The sequence below is a fragment of the Thermosynechococcus sp. OHK43 genome (assembly GCF_014466085.1).
GTDB lineage: Bacteria > Cyanobacteriota > Cyanobacteriia > Thermosynechococcales > Thermosynechococcaceae > Thermosynechococcus.
This window is the reverse complement of sequence record NZ_JACOMP010000119.1, coordinates 1-13,468: the sequence shown is the minus strand read 5'-3', so window position 1 is coordinate 13,468 and position 13,468 is coordinate 1. Positions and strand designations below refer to the sequence as shown.

The window sequence follows — 13,468 nt, the reverse complement described above, 5'->3', positions numbered from 1 at the left end:
CGCCGCTGATTTGGGGGCTAGCCCATACCCCTTGAAGCGAAAATCATCCACCTTGGTTTCGGCAGGTTCCCAGTGGTAGCTGAATGGCGGATTGGCCACCACCGCGTCGAATTCGATCTTCTTGGCCGGGTTCTCCTCGCGCAGAATCGGCCATTCGTTCAGCAGCGAGTCGCCATGTTCGTTATCACTGAACTGCTTAAACAGCTCGGAGTCATCTTGGAGCAGCGCGAGTATCACCCGCTGAAGCGCCCTGTCGTGCTCGATGCGGGCGTTCTGCTTGTCGGAATTCTTGCGGGCATTTTGGTAAGCGGCGTCAGCCGCCATGCGGGCAGGAATCTCCTCGGTGATGAGCTGGCGCGATCGGAACTTGCCCCCAGCATAGGTAGGCGTCAATCCCATTGATCCCGAACCTCGGTGAGGAAAAAGCAGAACACTGTGCCCCCTTGACTAATCGCGGGCAAGGTTTTCAAAGCGGGTGTATTGAGGGTCAAACAGCAGCTTCACTGTGCCCACAGGGCCATTGCGGTGTTTGGCAATCAACAGCTCACAAATCCCGCGATCGGGGGTGTCGGGATTGTAATAATCATCGCGGTACAGCAAAATGACGAGGTCAGCATCCTGTTCAATCGATCCCGATTCCCGCAGGTCCGACATCAGGGGACGCTTGTTTTGCCGCGATTCAACGCTGCGGCTGAGTTGAGAAAGGGCAATGACGGGAACATTGAGTTCCCGCGCCAGGGCCTTGAGGGAGCGGGTAATTTTGGAGAGTTCTTGGACGCGGCCTTCACTGGTTTCTTCGCCGCCCATCAGTTGCAGGTAGTCAATCAAAATGAGGCCGAGACCATTGGGATGCTCGGCATGGAGTCGGCGGGCAGTGGAGCGAATTTCCCCAAGGGTGGGATTTGGGGTGTCGTCAATGTAGATGGGCAGTTGCGAGAGAATCCCGATCGCCCGACTCAGGGGTTCCCACTGGTGTTGGCTGATGCGCCCCGCCCGTAAATAGTTGCTGTCAATGCGGGCTTCACTGGCCAGGAGCCGTTGCACCAGTTGTTCCTTAGACATTTCAAGGCTGTAGATGGCCACCCCCAGATTGTGAATTTCAGCAATGCGGCGGGCAATTTGCAGGGCGATCGCCGTCTTGCCCATAGAAGGGCGCCCCGCAATGATAATCAAGTCCGATCGCTGGAAGCCTTGGGTCAGGTTGTCCAGGTCATAAAAATTGCAGAATAAACCCGGCTGAATATTGCCGATCGCCCGCTGCTCCAATTCCGCGAAGGTACGGGTAAGAATCTCATCGGTGCGTGTCAATCCCTGCTGAATACGATCCTGGGTAACGCTAAAGATTTGCTGTTCAGCGCGATCCAAAATGGTATTCAACGAAAGGCTGGTATCGTAGCCTAGCTTGACCACTTGGTTGCCCGCTTCAATGAGTTTGCGGCGCAGATACTTTTCTTTGACCAAGAGGGCGTAACGATCAATGTTAATGGCACTGACCGTCCGTTCTACTAATTCTGCCAGTTTGGCCTGTCCACCCACTTTCTCTAATAGCTCTTGATCCTGTAGCCAAGCAGTGACACACAGCAGATCCGTAGGGCTGCCGCGGCTGTGGAGAGAAACCATCGCCCGATAGATCTCGCGGTGGGCCCTGAGGTAAAAAGCCTCAACCGGCAAAATATCCACCACCCGGTTGATGGCTTCCGGATCTAAGAGAATACCCCCCAAAATCCACTCTTCGGCTTCGAGGTTCTGGGGGGGAATCAGTTCACTATCAAGCTGAAAACTCGGCTCCTGAACCATTAGATAGGTTCGCCCTAGTCGGGAACAACTTGAATATTGAGTTTGACACTCACTTCGGGATGGAGCTTGATTTCAGCGGCATAGGTGCCCAATTTACGAATTTCCGGCAGAACTATGTCACGACGGTCAACGGTTTCGCCCGTGATGGCCTGGATTGCCTCGGCCACATCCTTGGGCGTGACACTGCCAAAGAGCATATCTTTTTCACCCGCAGGCATGGAGATGGTAATAGTGGCCAGTTTTTCCAGGGTGGCTTTTTGTTTTTCAGCAACGACCTTGAGTTCAGCAAGGCGCTGCCGTTCCTTTTCTTGGAGCCGCTCTACCCGCCGTAGGGCACTGGGGGTTGCTGGCTCGGCAATCCCCCTCGGAAATAGGTAGTTACGGGCATAGCCGGGGGCGACTTCGACGACTTGACCCATTCGCCCGAGTTTATTGACGGTTTCATTCAAGACAACTTGCACCCGCTTTGCCATGGGGATCCTCTTTCAGTGTATACGGATTAACAGCAAGCGTCAGCGCTAGTGGCTACGGCTGCTATTTTAGGACAAACAACTATTTTATAGTCTTCGGGGGCGAACACCTAGGGTGCACTGCGCGATCGCGACAAAAAAAGGGCAGAACACTGTTCCACCCTTGGACCGAGTTTGTTCAAAAGTTAAGGGTTCACTTAGAGGGGATGGAAGAGCAAGTCGGGATAGAAGCGATTAAATTCAATCAAAATCCCAGCGGTAATCGTCATCCAAATGGCGGCCAGCACGGGCGCAGTAGAAAGATAGGTCAAAAAATGTTTCATGGTACGTTGTCCTTCATCACAGTCAACGGCAGTGAAGTTAGCGAGGAGAAACAGTGATTTCATTGTCTTTGGCGGTGAGTTCACCCGCTGCCAGCTCCTTGAGGGCGGCCAAAGGCCAGGCAAACCCCGTAAGCATAAATTTAATGGCAAGGGGGACATCAATAATGATTTCTTTTTCGTTGGCCTCACCGCTGTTGCGCACGGCAATTAAGTAGGCGCGACCCACCCAGCCAATCCAGCCGGCAATATACAGGAACAGCGCACTGGGAATCAGAAAATCACCGGCGCGGCTGAGGCGACCATCCACAACAAGGTGGGGCAAGCCATCTTGGCCACAGAGGGCCTGGCTGTAGCGCTCAAACCGTTTTTGGCCGGAGGCGGGATCAGCGGTGGTATTGACGGCAGCAGCGGCCCGCTTTTGAAATGCCGGGGAATCTTTGCAAGGAACGAGTCCGGCCACGTCAGCAGAAGCTAGGGGGGTAAAGCCTAGCCACAGGGTCAAAACAAGGAGTAGGGCTAACAATCGACGCATGGAGTGTTGTCCTCAAATGCAGACAGGTCAAAGTGCATTCGCGGAGAGAGCAATCCCTCCCAAAGCTGCCATCATTTTAGCGGATGGGCCTCAACCCAACCCTAGGGGAAAGGTTAATAATTTTTACGAGGGCAAATAGTGACTAATGCTTCCTCTGGCGATCGCTCTATCAATGCCAGCGATCCCACAGTAATCTCAGGCAGCAGCGTCAAGGCTTATTCCTATTGAGATAACCCCAGCCCCTTTGCTAAATTGGATTCATGCCTTATAAGCTAAAGCTTTCAAGCATTTGCGCGTCGGTCTAGTCGGGGAAAAGCAACCCAAGATGAGCGGCTTTTGGTTTTAGCACCTATGAAGAATTGGTATGCAACATTTTTCTCCTGCCTTGCCCCCCATGGATGCTGACCCGACGTTTGACTTGCCTGAGAAGAAGATTCTAGAGACCTTACCTCCCCAACAATTAGTGGCGATTATTTTGCGTCAGCAGCAAATTATTAATCAACTGCGCCATGCCCTCTTGCAAATTCCCGGGGTCCCTGAGGTCCTTCATCCGGGAGCGCCGGCCCCTCCAGAACCTCATCTAGCGCTGGTGAGCGAGGACACGGTTTGTTATTTTCCCTTAACGGGGGGGAACTGCTGGACAATTGGCCGCAGTGAAGACAATTCCATTGTCCTCAGCGATCGCTGGATGTCACGGAACCATGCCATGATTCAGCGCCTCGGACAGGGGGAGTTTTATCTCATTGATCTCGGCAGTCGCAATGGCACGTTTGTCAACGGTCGCCGCGTCAGCATTCCCGTTGCCCTGCACAATGGCGATCGCATTACCTTTGGCCAAACGGAACTCGACTTTTTTAATGAACCCTTTGCCCCCCTGTTTGCCGACAATGCCGCTTTGTCTTTGCTGCAATCCGAAGGCTCCTCCACGGCCCTTCTCCATGTCCGCCGCCTATTGACGGTTCTGGTCGTGGATATTCGTGACTTTACGAAACTCACACGGCAGTTAGAAGAGGAGCTGCTGTCGGAACTCATTGGCACGTGGTTTCATCGGGCAGGGGAAATTATTCGGCAATATGGTAGCTGGGTGGACAAGTACATCGGGGATGCGGTAATGGCAGTTTGGATCCACGAAAGCGAGGAGATTGGCTGTCAAGAAATTTGCCACACCCTCTCTGCCTTAGAGGATTTACGGCTCATGACGGGAGAACTGCACCAGCAATATCCCTTGCCGTGGCCATTGCGCATTGGTTCTGGCTTGAATACGGGCTATGCAATGGTGGGCAATACAGGAAGTGGCGATCGCCCAGATTACACTGCTTTGGGAGATACCGTTAATGCTGCTTTTCGCCTTGAGAGTGCCACCAAAACCATTGCCGCTGATTTGGCCATGGGAGCAACCACCTACCACTACCTTGTGCAATCTTGTCCAACCCCTGTGCCATTTCAACTTCAAGTCCTGAATCTGAAGGGCTATGAAGCCCCTGTGCCTGCCTATGTAGGCACCTTTGATGACCTGCATTCCTTCCTTGACCAAGCCCTCAAAAGCAGAGACACCCTACATTAAACACCTTGAAAAAGGCGATGAAGGGACGGCTTCTGTCTGGTATGATTGAATCACCTGTAGGGGGCAGCCTAGACAGTGGTCTATATGTAGGTGTAATGCCTCAGGTGCCTCTGTCATCCTGCTGGCGATCGGTGACTGCCGCCTGCGCTGGCTGTGCGATGTGGTCAGTTCTTTGCTTTCATTCTTAATGAACCGCTGTTTTTGGTAATGACCTGTGAGATTTGGGAGGTAAAGGAATTATGCAACGTTTGGGCCGCTGGCTAGCATTGGCTTACTTTGTGGGCGTTAGCCTGTTGGGCTGGATCAACTGGAGTGCCCCAACCTTGGCGGCAACTGCATCCACCGCGGAAGAACTGGTCAATGTGGTCGATGAGAAACTCGGCACTGCCTATGGCGAAAAAATTGACCTCAACAATACCAACATTGCCGCCTTCATCCAGTACCGCGGCCTCTATCCAACTCTGGCTAAATTAATTGTTAAAAATGCACCCTATCAATCCGTTGAAGATGTCCTCAACATCCCCGGTCTAACGGAACGGCAAAAGGAAATTCTGCGCCAAAACCTGGATCACTTCACCGTCACCGAGGTGGAAACGGCTCTCGTTGAGGGGGGCGATCGCTACAATAATGGACTATACAAGTAGTCAGCCTCGTTAGCTATATTGGCAATAACATGCTTTTGGGTTAGCGTTGACTCCCGCAACTTCTGAATTTGATGTCTTAATCATTGGCAGTGGTGCTGCGGGTCTCAGCGCTGCCCTTGCCCTTCCTGCCACCTATCGCGTTGGCCTGATCACAAAAACCGATCTCCAGCAATCGGCCAGCGGCTGGGCCCAGGGCGGTATGGCTGCCGCCATTGATCCTACGGATTCTCCCTCGCTCCATGCCCAAGATACCCTTGCTGCGGGGGCTGGTCTCTGTGATCCAGTGAGTGTCCAGTTTTTGGTTGAGCAGGCACCGACACAGGTGGAGCGCCTGTTGGCAATGGGGGTCGCCTTTGATCGTGCGGGCGATCGCCCGGCTTTGACCCTCGAAGCTGCCCATTCTCGTCCTCGAGTACTCCATGCCGCTGATACCACCGGACAAGCCCTAATTACGACACTGCTCAAACAGGTGACTGCTGCACCCCATATCACGCTTTTGCCCAATAGCTTTGTCTTTGATCTGTGGCTAGAGTCGGGGCGATGCTGTGGGGTGTGTCTGTTGCATCAGGGACAGCTCCAGTGGCTGCGCTCGGGGGCGGTCATTCTCGCTACGGGGGGTGGCGGTCAAGTGTTTGCCCAAACTACTAATCCCCCCCTCAGTACTGGCGATGGTGTGGCAATGGCCTGGCGAGCCGGCGCCCACATTCGCGATGTCGAGTTTTTTCAGTTTCATCCCACTGCCCTAGCCGTCGAGGGGGCACCGCGATTTCTCATCAGTGAAGCAGTACGGGGTGAAGGGGCGCATTTAATTGACAACACAGGTCATCGCTTTGTAGCGGATTACCATCCTGCTGGCGAGCTGGCCCCCCGGGATATTGTCAGTCGTGCCATTTACCGTCACCTTCAGCACACCCATGCCCCCCATGTCTGGCTAGACTTACGACCCCTTCCCCGCGATCGCCTGCACCACCGCTTTCCGAAAATCATTGCTGTCTGTCGGCAGTGGGGCATTGATGTTGAGCAGCAACCCATTCCGGTGTCTCCGGCAGCCCATTACTGGATGGGGGGAGTCGTCACCGACTTACAGGCCAAAACCAGCCTTCCCGGCCTCTATGCCGTTGGCGAAGTAGCTAGTACTGGTGTCCATGGTGCCAATCGCCTAGCCAGTAACTCCCTTTTGGAATGTTTTGTCTTTTCGGCTCAACTTGCCCACCTGGATCCTCAGCCCCTTCCCTTGGCAGTGTTCCCTGTTGGCCAGAAATCCCTTGAAATTGAGCCAGTGAGCTTTCGTCAGTGGCGCCAAGAGTTGCGGGAACTCCTGTGGCAAAGTGCAGGGATTTGTCGCGATGCTCCCCCATTGATGGCCGCTCTTTCCCAAGTGAAGGAATGGCGCCAACAATTGCTGGCTCATCCAGTTGCGATCGCCTTTCATGAACTAGACCCCAATTACTCCTACACCCTCAGCAATCAAGCCGGGCAGGACACCCTTTGGGAATGGGGCGAGCTACGCAATCTCTTGGATATTGCCTATTTAATTCTCAAAAGTGCCCTCTTTCGTGAGGAAAGTCGCGGTGGTCACTACCGCCAAGACTACCCCCAACCCGATCCCAACTGGCAAATGCACACCCTGATTTGGGGAGAACACTGGCAAAAAGCAGCAATTCAAGGCCTTCAGAGTAAACTATAGTTGCTATAGATTCCAAAAATTTTTTGCGGTGATCTATTCCTATGATGCAGTCACGGCGTGTGCAGGAAAGTTTGGTGGGCCTGGTTATCCTTGCGGGCTTAGCAACATTGGGGGTCGGCCTCCTCTGGTTGCGGGGCCACCTTGCCGGTGCCAATAGCTACACCCTTGAGGTGGAATTGGACACAGCACCGGGCTTAGCAGTGGGAACACAGGTGCGCTATCGGGGTGTCCAGGTGGGACGAGTCACGGCCATTGGTTTTGATGCCAATGGTGTCCAAGTGAGTGTGCGCATCAATAATGTGTTGATTCCGCGGAGTGCTGTACCGGAGATTCGCCAGTCGGGCTTTCTTGGTCAGGCCTTCTTGGACTTTACCCCCAAGGAGCGGGTACCGGAGATTCCCAAGGAGGTCACCGCCTTTGCCCCCAAGTGCCAACCAGCGGTGGTTTACTGCAATGGCGATCGCGTGACCGGGGTGCGCACTGCCAGCCTAGAAGATTTGGTGCGAGCCGCAACTCGTTTTACCACTGCCCTTGAAGAATCAGGCCTTATCAACAACGCCAATACCCTCATTTTGGGGGCAACCCGCGTTGTGAACCGTGCTGATCAATCCCTGACAAAGGTCACCACTGCCCTCGATAGCTTCAACGCCCTCAGTAATGAAGCCCGTGTTGAACTACGGAACTTTGGCACGGCCTCGCAAGCAGTGACTCGTGCAGCCAACCAAATCAGTGAAATCGTTGAAGTGAACCGCGATACAATTAACTCTACTTTGCGCAACATTGACGGTGCTGCCCGAGAGTTGAGAACCACACTCAAAGCACTGCGCCCCCTGACAAATCAACTGGAGCAGGGGGAATTGCTAGCGAATTTGGATGCCCTAATTAAAAATGGTGCCCAAGCAGCCGCCAATCTCAATAAAGTCTCTGGGGCGTTAAGTAGTCCTATCGTTATGCTGTCGATCGCCCAAACCTTAGATGCCGCGCGGGCCACATTCATCAATGCCCAGAAACTCACCAATGACCTCCTTAAACTAACCAGCAATCCATCCTTTCAGTCCGATTTACGGCGCTTAATTCAAATCCTCAGGCGCCTGCTGGCCTCAAGCCAAGACCTTGAGCAGCAATTATTAGCTCTTCATGCCACCTCCCTAAGGGCAACTGAAGCTGCGCCGCCAACGCTTGTACCCATTCCCACTGTGGCTGCAACACCTCCTAAAGAAAACGAAGAGGAAGCAGCTATCTCCAGAGATCCCTAACGTCCTCCCTAACTGGCAATGGGAAGATTGCTAGGCGGAACTGGGTCAGCGCTGTTTATCATAGACCTAGGAATAAATGCATAAAGTCGAAATTTGCAAGGAATTGATTGAGGATAAAACCAATCATGGAGAATGCCTTACCTGCGGTTTATTTAAGTGTGTTGATTATTCTACTGGGCGTCTCAGCTTGGTTTGTGGTCAAACAAATTCTTAAAACCCGCCGTATTGAGTCTAGCTTGGCACGCCTCCAACGGAAACTCAAGCAAGAACCGGGCACTACCCAAGAATACTTTGAGCTAGGCAGCATTTACCTCACTAAGAAACTCGCTAGCCAGGCAATTCCCCTGTTTCAAAAGGCCCTGAAGGCGGCTGAAAGCGAAGGCGAAACCTGTCTTGCCCCCATCTACAATGCCCTTGGCTATGCCTACTTCATGCAAGAGCAGTATGACTTGGCGATTCGCCAGTACAAAGAAGCCCTCAAAAATCAACCGGCGTATGTGACTGCAGCCAACAACCTAGGTCACGCCTATGAGAAGAAGAACCTCCCCCAGCCAGCCCTTGAGGCCTATCAGCACACGCTGAAATACGACCCCAACAACGCGATCGCCCAACGGCGGGTGAATTCTCTGAAAAAACGACTCAGTGGTGCGGCAGCTTGAGGATACCTAGTCAAGCAAAAACTAGTTAGCAAAAAAACTGGCCAGGACATTTCCCAACCAGTTCTCAATTCTTTGGTATTTATCTGGGTAAGTTAGCCCTCGGCTTAGGCTTCTCCTTCAATGTAAAGAAACAGCAGCCCCATCACCACCGTGGGCATTAGCCAACAGACCACGGGAATAAAAATCCAAGGCAAAAAGGATGCAGCATAAGATCCCATCATAATCAGCGGTTCTCCTTCTGGGTAATCAAAAGCAAAGTGTGACCAAGGCTCTAGTTAAAGAGGCCAGTCATGATGCCATCAACAACAGCAAAGTTTTCAAGGAGGAAAAAGGCAACAAAGGCACCCCCCATGGCACCCACAAAGAAGCCAGCCGTGAACTGACTCCAACCTTCACCGCTTTTCAGGGAATCGCTGCTACTGCCCCCCTTTTGAAAACTGACCAGACCATAGGCCGCTAAGCAAGCCGTGGCAATTAAAATGAGGGCGATCCCCGAAATTAAGCCGCCTAGGTTGGCTACATCAGAGTCCCGCAGGGGACCAAGCTTGACCCAAGGGCCAATGAGGAAGTAACCATGGGCCATACCCACTTCCAAGCCCCGCAGAATTGGGGAGAGGCCTTGACGATAAGCGGGTAGGTTGCCAATAAACGTCTTCACGAGGCCAGAGTCAGAAATGGGTGTTGAGAGGTGACCCACAAAGGGATCGCCATTGTATGGCTTAATCAGTTCTTCTGCCATGATTTTTATTTCCCTAGCATTCCGTCATGTCCGCGCACAGGCACAGACCTAAGTGGTTATTCTAGGCAAGGGCGGGCGATCGCGCGAGAGACAGCCTGCTTCTCTTCAAGAAAGTTCATGTATCGCAACATCCCCTTACGCTGCCCTGCCCCCGAGCTTGGGTTAGTAGGTGGGTACGCTGGGATCGACTTCCTGACTCCAAGCGTTGATGCCCCCTTTGATATTGATTCCCTCAATGCCAGCCTGTTTGAGGATGCCCAAGGCTTTGGCAGAGCGCCCCCCCATCTTGCAGTGCACCAAAAGGCGATGGCCATTCACCAAACTGCGGATTTTTTCCACACCCGAGCCATTTTCAATTTCCGATAGGGGAACAAGAACAGAGCCGGGAATCCTAGCAATTTCGTACTCATTGGGGTTGCGCACATCCACAAGAACGTAATCTTGGGCGCCACTGTCCATCAAGGCTTTGAGTTCCTGCACTGTCATTTCGGGAATGTCTGCCATTTGGGCGGCCTCCTGAGCTTTCGCTTGGCGAATACCACAGAATTCTTCGTAGTCAATCAGCTTGTCAATGACTGGTCGCTCGGGGTTGGGACGCAGTTTGAGTTCACGGAATTTCATGTCTAAGGCATTGAAGAGCAAAAGGCGACCACTGAGGGTTGTGCCTTTACCAAGAATGATTTTAATGGTCTCCGTGGCTTGGATGACCCCAATAATTCCCGGTAGGATGCCCAAAACGCCCCCTTCGGCACAGGAGGGTACCAGACCCGGCGGCGGGGGTTCCGGGTAGAGATCGCGGTAGTTGGGGCCGCCTTCATAGTTAAAGACTGTGGCCTGGCCTTCAAAGCGAAAGATGGAGCCATAGACATTGGGCTTATTCAGAAGCACACAGGCATCGTTCACCAAATAGCGGGTGGGGAAGTTATCGGTGCCATCCACCACAATGTCATAATCCGCCATAATCTCAAGGGCATTGGCGGCGCTCAAGCGAGTTTCGTACAGATCAACTTGGCAGTAGGGATTGATTTCAAGGATGCGGTGCTTGGCCGATTCAATTTTGGGCTTGCCCACCCAGGAGGTGCCGTGGATGATTTGCCGTTGCAAATTGGAATTATCGACAACATCAAAATCTACAATGCCAAGGCGGCCAATACCCGCAGCGGCGAGATAGAGCAGCAGGGGCGATCCCAATCCACCGGTGCCAATGCAAAGCACGCTGGCAGCTTTGAGGCGTTTTTGACCCTCGACACCCACCTCCGGCAAAATCAGATGGCGGGAATAGCGTTCATAGTCCTCTTTCGTTAGTTCAATCGTAGAAAGGTCTGGATTTAGCATGGTAGCCCTTCATAAAAAATGCGGCTGATCTAACCCGATCAGTAAGGGTGAGGGGATGATTTCCATTTTACTTAGGGGCGCGACAGGGGATCTGCCAAAGTTTCAATTGTCAACACTTGGGGTGGTGTCGCATCTGGCGGATAGAGCATGGTGAACTGTACCCAGCGGATTTCTTGGGGCTGTAGGGTGAGCCGCACAAGATCGTCCCCCTGCTGTCCTTGGCGTTGGACAAGGTGAATGATTCGACTTTGGGGGGTGCTTTGATCATCGCGGAAGCGCAATCGGACACTGCCTCGGAAGAAGATACGGTTGGGCGGCTCAGCAAAAAACTGCAATCCAGGGGCGGGGGCATCGAACTTGATGGGGGTTTGGAGGGCAAGGCGAACGGTCTGGGGGCGATCGCTGGTGTTTTGGAGGGGCAGCACTAAATCATATTCAACCCCATAGTTGCCGTGGGCAGCATAGGCCGTATCCGGATAGCGCACCACGAGGGGAGCCGTTTGCACTTGTCCTGTGCCCAAGCGCCCTGCCACTAACGAACTAATAGGATAGGACAAGGCGGTACCCCCTGTGGGAATGGGAATTGGTTGCTGTTGGGGATTGTGCCAGCGGGAGCCGAGGGCAACGCCGGCGACTCGGCCATAGATGATCTGGCCCCCCTGATTGGGGGAGGTGGGGGCGCGATCGCGGGGAGTGACGAGTTCCCCTGTCATTAGGGTCTGCTGCCATTGCTCTAGGGTCGGCGGTTCATTGCCAAAGCGGGCTAAACTGGCGAGGTAAATGTTGCCACTGCTGCGGGCACGAATCAGCAGCGAACGGCCATTGAGGGGTGGGTCTAGCCCCTTCACAGGAATCGGTAAATTGGCAATCAGGGCATAACTGCGTGGGGGAATTCGGATTTGTGCTGGCCAGCCCGATTGCCGCCGTTGTCGCAAAATATCCAGCATGACGCGATCGCCCGGACCCGCAAAAATTTGGCCTAGATCATTGGCCTGCTGACTGGGCAGGGAGCGGAAGGGAGCATCGGGTTGACTCAGGTAACTGGCGGCATAGATCAGGTTCACCGTTACCGCTTCAGAACTGGGGTTGTAGGCGAGAATCCCTAGGTAGAGGGTGGTGAGATTCTGCGGGTCAAGGGGCTTAGCAATATGGTGGACAAAGATATCAAAGCGATCGCGAAAGGCAAAGTTCAAGTGGGCCTTGGGAGTCCCTTTGCCCTCTGGTGGAAAGGTAGAAAGAAGGATGCCCGGTCGCTGTACCACCTCTGGGCTATTGCTATTAAACACAGGCACCTGATCGAGGGCCCCCGGTAAAGGGAGGACTTTTTGGGGTTTTTCAATCGTTGCCGGCCCCTGAGCCAACCCTGGAGACATAGCAACCAGTGCCGCGCAGCTCCCCAACCACCAGCGGAAATCAATCGCCATCACCGAGACCTAGTAGCTAATTTGCAGCGTTACACTCGCCTCCACCTGCAATTCCCCAGAGACGACAGGGGTGCTATCGGCCATCGTTGCTGCACGAACGGTGAAGAGTTTTGGGGGAGGTGCCGCCTGACTAATTTGAATGCTCAACACTTGGCGCGGTTGGAGATTGAGGGCACTCAGCACTGCTTGGGCTTGGCTTTGGGCATCTTGGGTCGCCCGCTGCAGGGCAGTGCGTTGGGCAGCGGCAATAGTGGCCTCTGGTGCCGTAAAGCTAATATTGTCAATCGTGGTTGCGCCAGCTTGCACGGCAGCGTCAAGGAGTGGCCCCACGCGATCGCTAGCAATGCGAAAACTCACGGTATTGCGCCCGATATATCCCACCAGTATCCGCTGATTGTCGGTGTATTGATAATTTGGATTGAGACTCAGCCCTGTGGTTTGCAGTTGAGTGACCTCCCGTGCCCGCAAAACCGCCAAAACTGCATTGGCTCGCCGCGCCACCTCCTGCTGTACCTCCTGAGCCGTGCGACCTTGAACCTCAACCCCAAGGCTGACTTGGGCCAAGGTTGCTGAAATGGCTTCTGTCCCTCGACCTGTGACCGTCAGGATACGTTGGGCTTCTTGACTCACAGCAGGTTGCTCAGCAATCACCATAGCTCCCCCAACCAGCAGAGTAGCAAGACCGAGGGTATAAAAAGGTGTCAACGGATGTTTCACAGCGGCACTCACCACAAACTCTCGTGGACCTTGTTTCTCTCCAGACCGCCTCTCACTGGGATTCTGTTCCCCTTTGGGCGCCAATGGTATGAATTTTAATAAAATTCGTTCCTTGGGGGGTTTGGGCAGGAATGCCGCCTAGAATCAAAATTTTATCGCCCTCGCTGACCATCTGGCGCTTTTTGAGCTGGTTTTCGGCCACGGCAATCATCCCTTCAAAGGTCATAGGGAGCGTTTCCAAAAGAATTGGCTTCACACCCCAGAGCAAATTCATCCAATGATAAACCCGCGGGCGATCGGTAAAGGCGACAATCATCGGTT

At 53.4% G+C, this 13,468-nt stretch carries 15 protein-coding genes and 1 pseudogene; 5 read left to right on the top strand and 11 right to left on the bottom strand.

Features of this window, described 5'->3' with window-relative positions:
- The 5 genes and pseudogenes from H8Q75_RS11950 to H8Q75_RS04915 all read right to left on the bottom strand — a co-directional run.
- Positions 1 to 195, bottom strand: a pseudogene (locus H8Q75_RS11950) (N-6 DNA methylase); the annotation flags it as partial.
- A gap of 252 nt (positions 196 to 447) precedes the next feature.
- Entirely contained in the window at positions 448 to 1,797 is a 1,350-nt protein-coding gene (gene dnaB / locus H8Q75_RS04930) for a replicative DNA helicase (protein WP_024124196.1), read from the bottom strand.
- Between the two features lie 14 nt (positions 1,798 to 1,811).
- Positions 1,812 to 2,270: a 50S ribosomal protein L9 gene (rplI, locus tag H8Q75_RS04925; protein WP_024124197.1), complete on the bottom strand. Its 459-nt coding sequence runs from the start codon at positions 2,268 to 2,270 to the stop codon at positions 1,812 to 1,814.
- A gap of 194 nt (positions 2,271 to 2,464) precedes the next feature.
- On the bottom strand, positions 2,465 to 2,590 hold the full coding sequence (psaJ, locus tag H8Q75_RS04920; RefSeq protein WP_011058244.1) for a photosystem I reaction center subunit IX: 126 nt from the start codon (positions 2,588 to 2,590) through the stop codon (positions 2,465 to 2,467).
- A 37-nt stretch (positions 2,591 to 2,627) separates the two neighbouring features.
- The gene (locus H8Q75_RS04915) at positions 2,628 to 3,122 is read right to left on the bottom strand and encodes a photosystem I subunit III precursor, plastocyanin (cyt c553) docking protein PsaF (protein WP_024124198.1); all 495 of its coding nucleotides are present in this window, start codon (positions 3,120 to 3,122) and stop codon (positions 2,628 to 2,630) included.
- A 364-nt stretch (positions 3,123 to 3,486) separates the two neighbouring features.
- On the opposite strand from H8Q75_RS04915, the gene H8Q75_RS04910 reads away from it, so the two are divergent.
- From H8Q75_RS04910 to H8Q75_RS04890, 5 genes are all read left to right on the top strand, one after another.
- Positions 3,487 to 4,686: an adenylate/guanylate cyclase domain-containing protein gene (locus tag H8Q75_RS04910; RefSeq protein ID WP_024124199.1), complete on the top strand. Its 1,200-nt coding sequence runs from the start codon at positions 3,487 to 3,489 to the stop codon at positions 4,684 to 4,686.
- Positions 4,687 to 4,925: 239 nt separating this feature from the next.
- A complete protein-coding gene (gene psbU / locus H8Q75_RS04905; protein ID WP_024124200.1) occupies positions 4,926 to 5,330 on the top strand; it encodes a photosystem II complex extrinsic protein PsbU in 405 nt (134 codons plus the stop codon).
- A gap of 46 nt (positions 5,331 to 5,376) precedes the next feature.
- Complete coding sequence (nadB, locus tag H8Q75_RS04900) at positions 5,377 to 7,017, top strand: L-aspartate oxidase (protein WP_297040837.1); 1,641 nt, start codon at positions 5,377 to 5,379, stop codon at positions 7,015 to 7,017.
- 41 nt (positions 7,018 to 7,058) lie between these two features.
- The gene (locus tag H8Q75_RS04895; protein WP_051372759.1) at positions 7,059 to 8,273 is read left to right on the top strand and encodes an MlaD family protein; all 1,215 of its coding nucleotides are present in this window, start codon (positions 7,059 to 7,061) and stop codon (positions 8,271 to 8,273) included.
- Positions 8,274 to 8,398: 125 nt separating this feature from the next.
- On the top strand, positions 8,399 to 8,932 hold the full coding sequence (locus H8Q75_RS04890) for a tetratricopeptide repeat protein (protein ID WP_024124203.1): 534 nt from the start codon (positions 8,399 to 8,401) through the stop codon (positions 8,930 to 8,932).
- Between the two features lie 104 nt (positions 8,933 to 9,036).
- On the opposite strand, the gene H8Q75_RS04885 is transcribed toward H8Q75_RS04890, so the two are convergent.
- The 6 genes from H8Q75_RS04885 to H8Q75_RS04860 all read right to left on the bottom strand — a co-directional run.
- Complete coding sequence (locus tag H8Q75_RS04885) at positions 9,037 to 9,153, bottom strand: photosystem I reaction center subunit VIII (protein ID WP_011058237.1); 117 nt, start codon at positions 9,151 to 9,153, stop codon at positions 9,037 to 9,039.
- Between the two features lie 50 nt (positions 9,154 to 9,203).
- Positions 9,204 to 9,671, bottom strand: coding sequence for a photosystem I reaction center protein subunit XI (locus tag H8Q75_RS04880; RefSeq protein ID WP_297040836.1), 468 nt, complete (start codon positions 9,669 to 9,671; stop codon positions 9,204 to 9,206).
- Between the two features lie 162 nt (positions 9,672 to 9,833).
- The gene (gene moeB, locus H8Q75_RS04875; protein WP_024124205.1) at positions 9,834 to 11,006 is read right to left on the bottom strand and encodes a molybdopterin-synthase adenylyltransferase MoeB; all 1,173 of its coding nucleotides are present in this window, start codon (positions 11,004 to 11,006) and stop codon (positions 9,834 to 9,836) included.
- 71 nt (positions 11,007 to 11,077) lie between these two features.
- Positions 11,078 to 12,430 (bottom strand): DUF3370 domain-containing protein, encoded by a 1,353-nt coding sequence (locus H8Q75_RS04870; protein WP_024124206.1) that lies wholly within the window; start codon positions 12,428 to 12,430, stop codon positions 11,078 to 11,080.
- Between the two features lie 9 nt (positions 12,431 to 12,439).
- Entirely contained in the window at positions 12,440 to 13,159 is a 720-nt protein-coding gene (locus tag H8Q75_RS04865) for an SIMPL domain-containing protein (RefSeq protein WP_225871777.1), read from the bottom strand.
- A 40-nt stretch (positions 13,160 to 13,199) separates the two neighbouring features.
- A partial coding sequence (locus H8Q75_RS04860; protein WP_297040835.1) for a pyruvate kinase alpha/beta domain-containing protein occupies positions 13,200 to 13,468 on the bottom strand: 269 nt, incomplete at its 5' end.

Bases quoted from the DNA above. Each gene is read 5' to 3' on its own strand.
- H8Q75_RS04885 (WP_011058237.1), bottom strand. From the start codon at position 9,153: ATGATGGGATCTTATGCTGCATCCTTTTTGCCTTGGATTTTTATTCCC.
- psbU (WP_024124200.1), top strand. From the start codon at position 4,926: ATGCAACGTTTGGGCCGCTGGCTAGCATTGGCTTACTTTGTGGGCGTT.
- H8Q75_RS04915 (WP_024124198.1), bottom strand. From the start codon at position 3,122: ATGCGTCGATTGTTAGCCCTACTCCTTGTTTTGACCCTGTGGCTAGGC.
- H8Q75_RS04895 (WP_051372759.1), top strand. From the start codon at position 7,059: ATGATGCAGTCACGGCGTGTGCAGGAAAGTTTGGTGGGCCTGGTTATC.
- H8Q75_RS04890 (WP_024124203.1), top strand. From the start codon at position 8,399: ATGGAGAATGCCTTACCTGCGGTTTATTTAAGTGTGTTGATTATTCTA.
- H8Q75_RS04880 (WP_297040836.1), bottom strand. From the start codon at position 9,671: ATGGCAGAAGAACTGATTAAGCCATACAATGGCGATCCCTTTGTGGGT.
- psaJ (WP_011058244.1), bottom strand. From the start codon at position 2,590: ATGAAACATTTTTTGACCTATCTTTCTACTGCGCCCGTGCTGGCCGCC.
- H8Q75_RS04910 (WP_024124199.1), top strand. From the start codon at position 3,487: ATGCAACATTTTTCTCCTGCCTTGCCCCCCATGGATGCTGACCCGACG.
- H8Q75_RS04870 (WP_024124206.1), bottom strand. From the start codon at position 12,430: ATGGCGATTGATTTCCGCTGGTGGTTGGGGAGCTGCGCGGCACTGGTT.
- moeB (WP_024124205.1), bottom strand. From the start codon at position 11,006: ATGCTAAATCCAGACCTTTCTACGATTGAACTAACGAAAGAGGACTAT.
- rplI (WP_024124197.1), bottom strand. From the start codon at position 2,270: ATGGCAAAGCGGGTGCAAGTTGTCTTGAATGAAACCGTCAATAAACTC.
- dnaB (WP_024124196.1), bottom strand. From the start codon at position 1,797: ATGGTTCAGGAGCCGAGTTTTCAGCTTGATAGTGAACTGATTCCCCCC.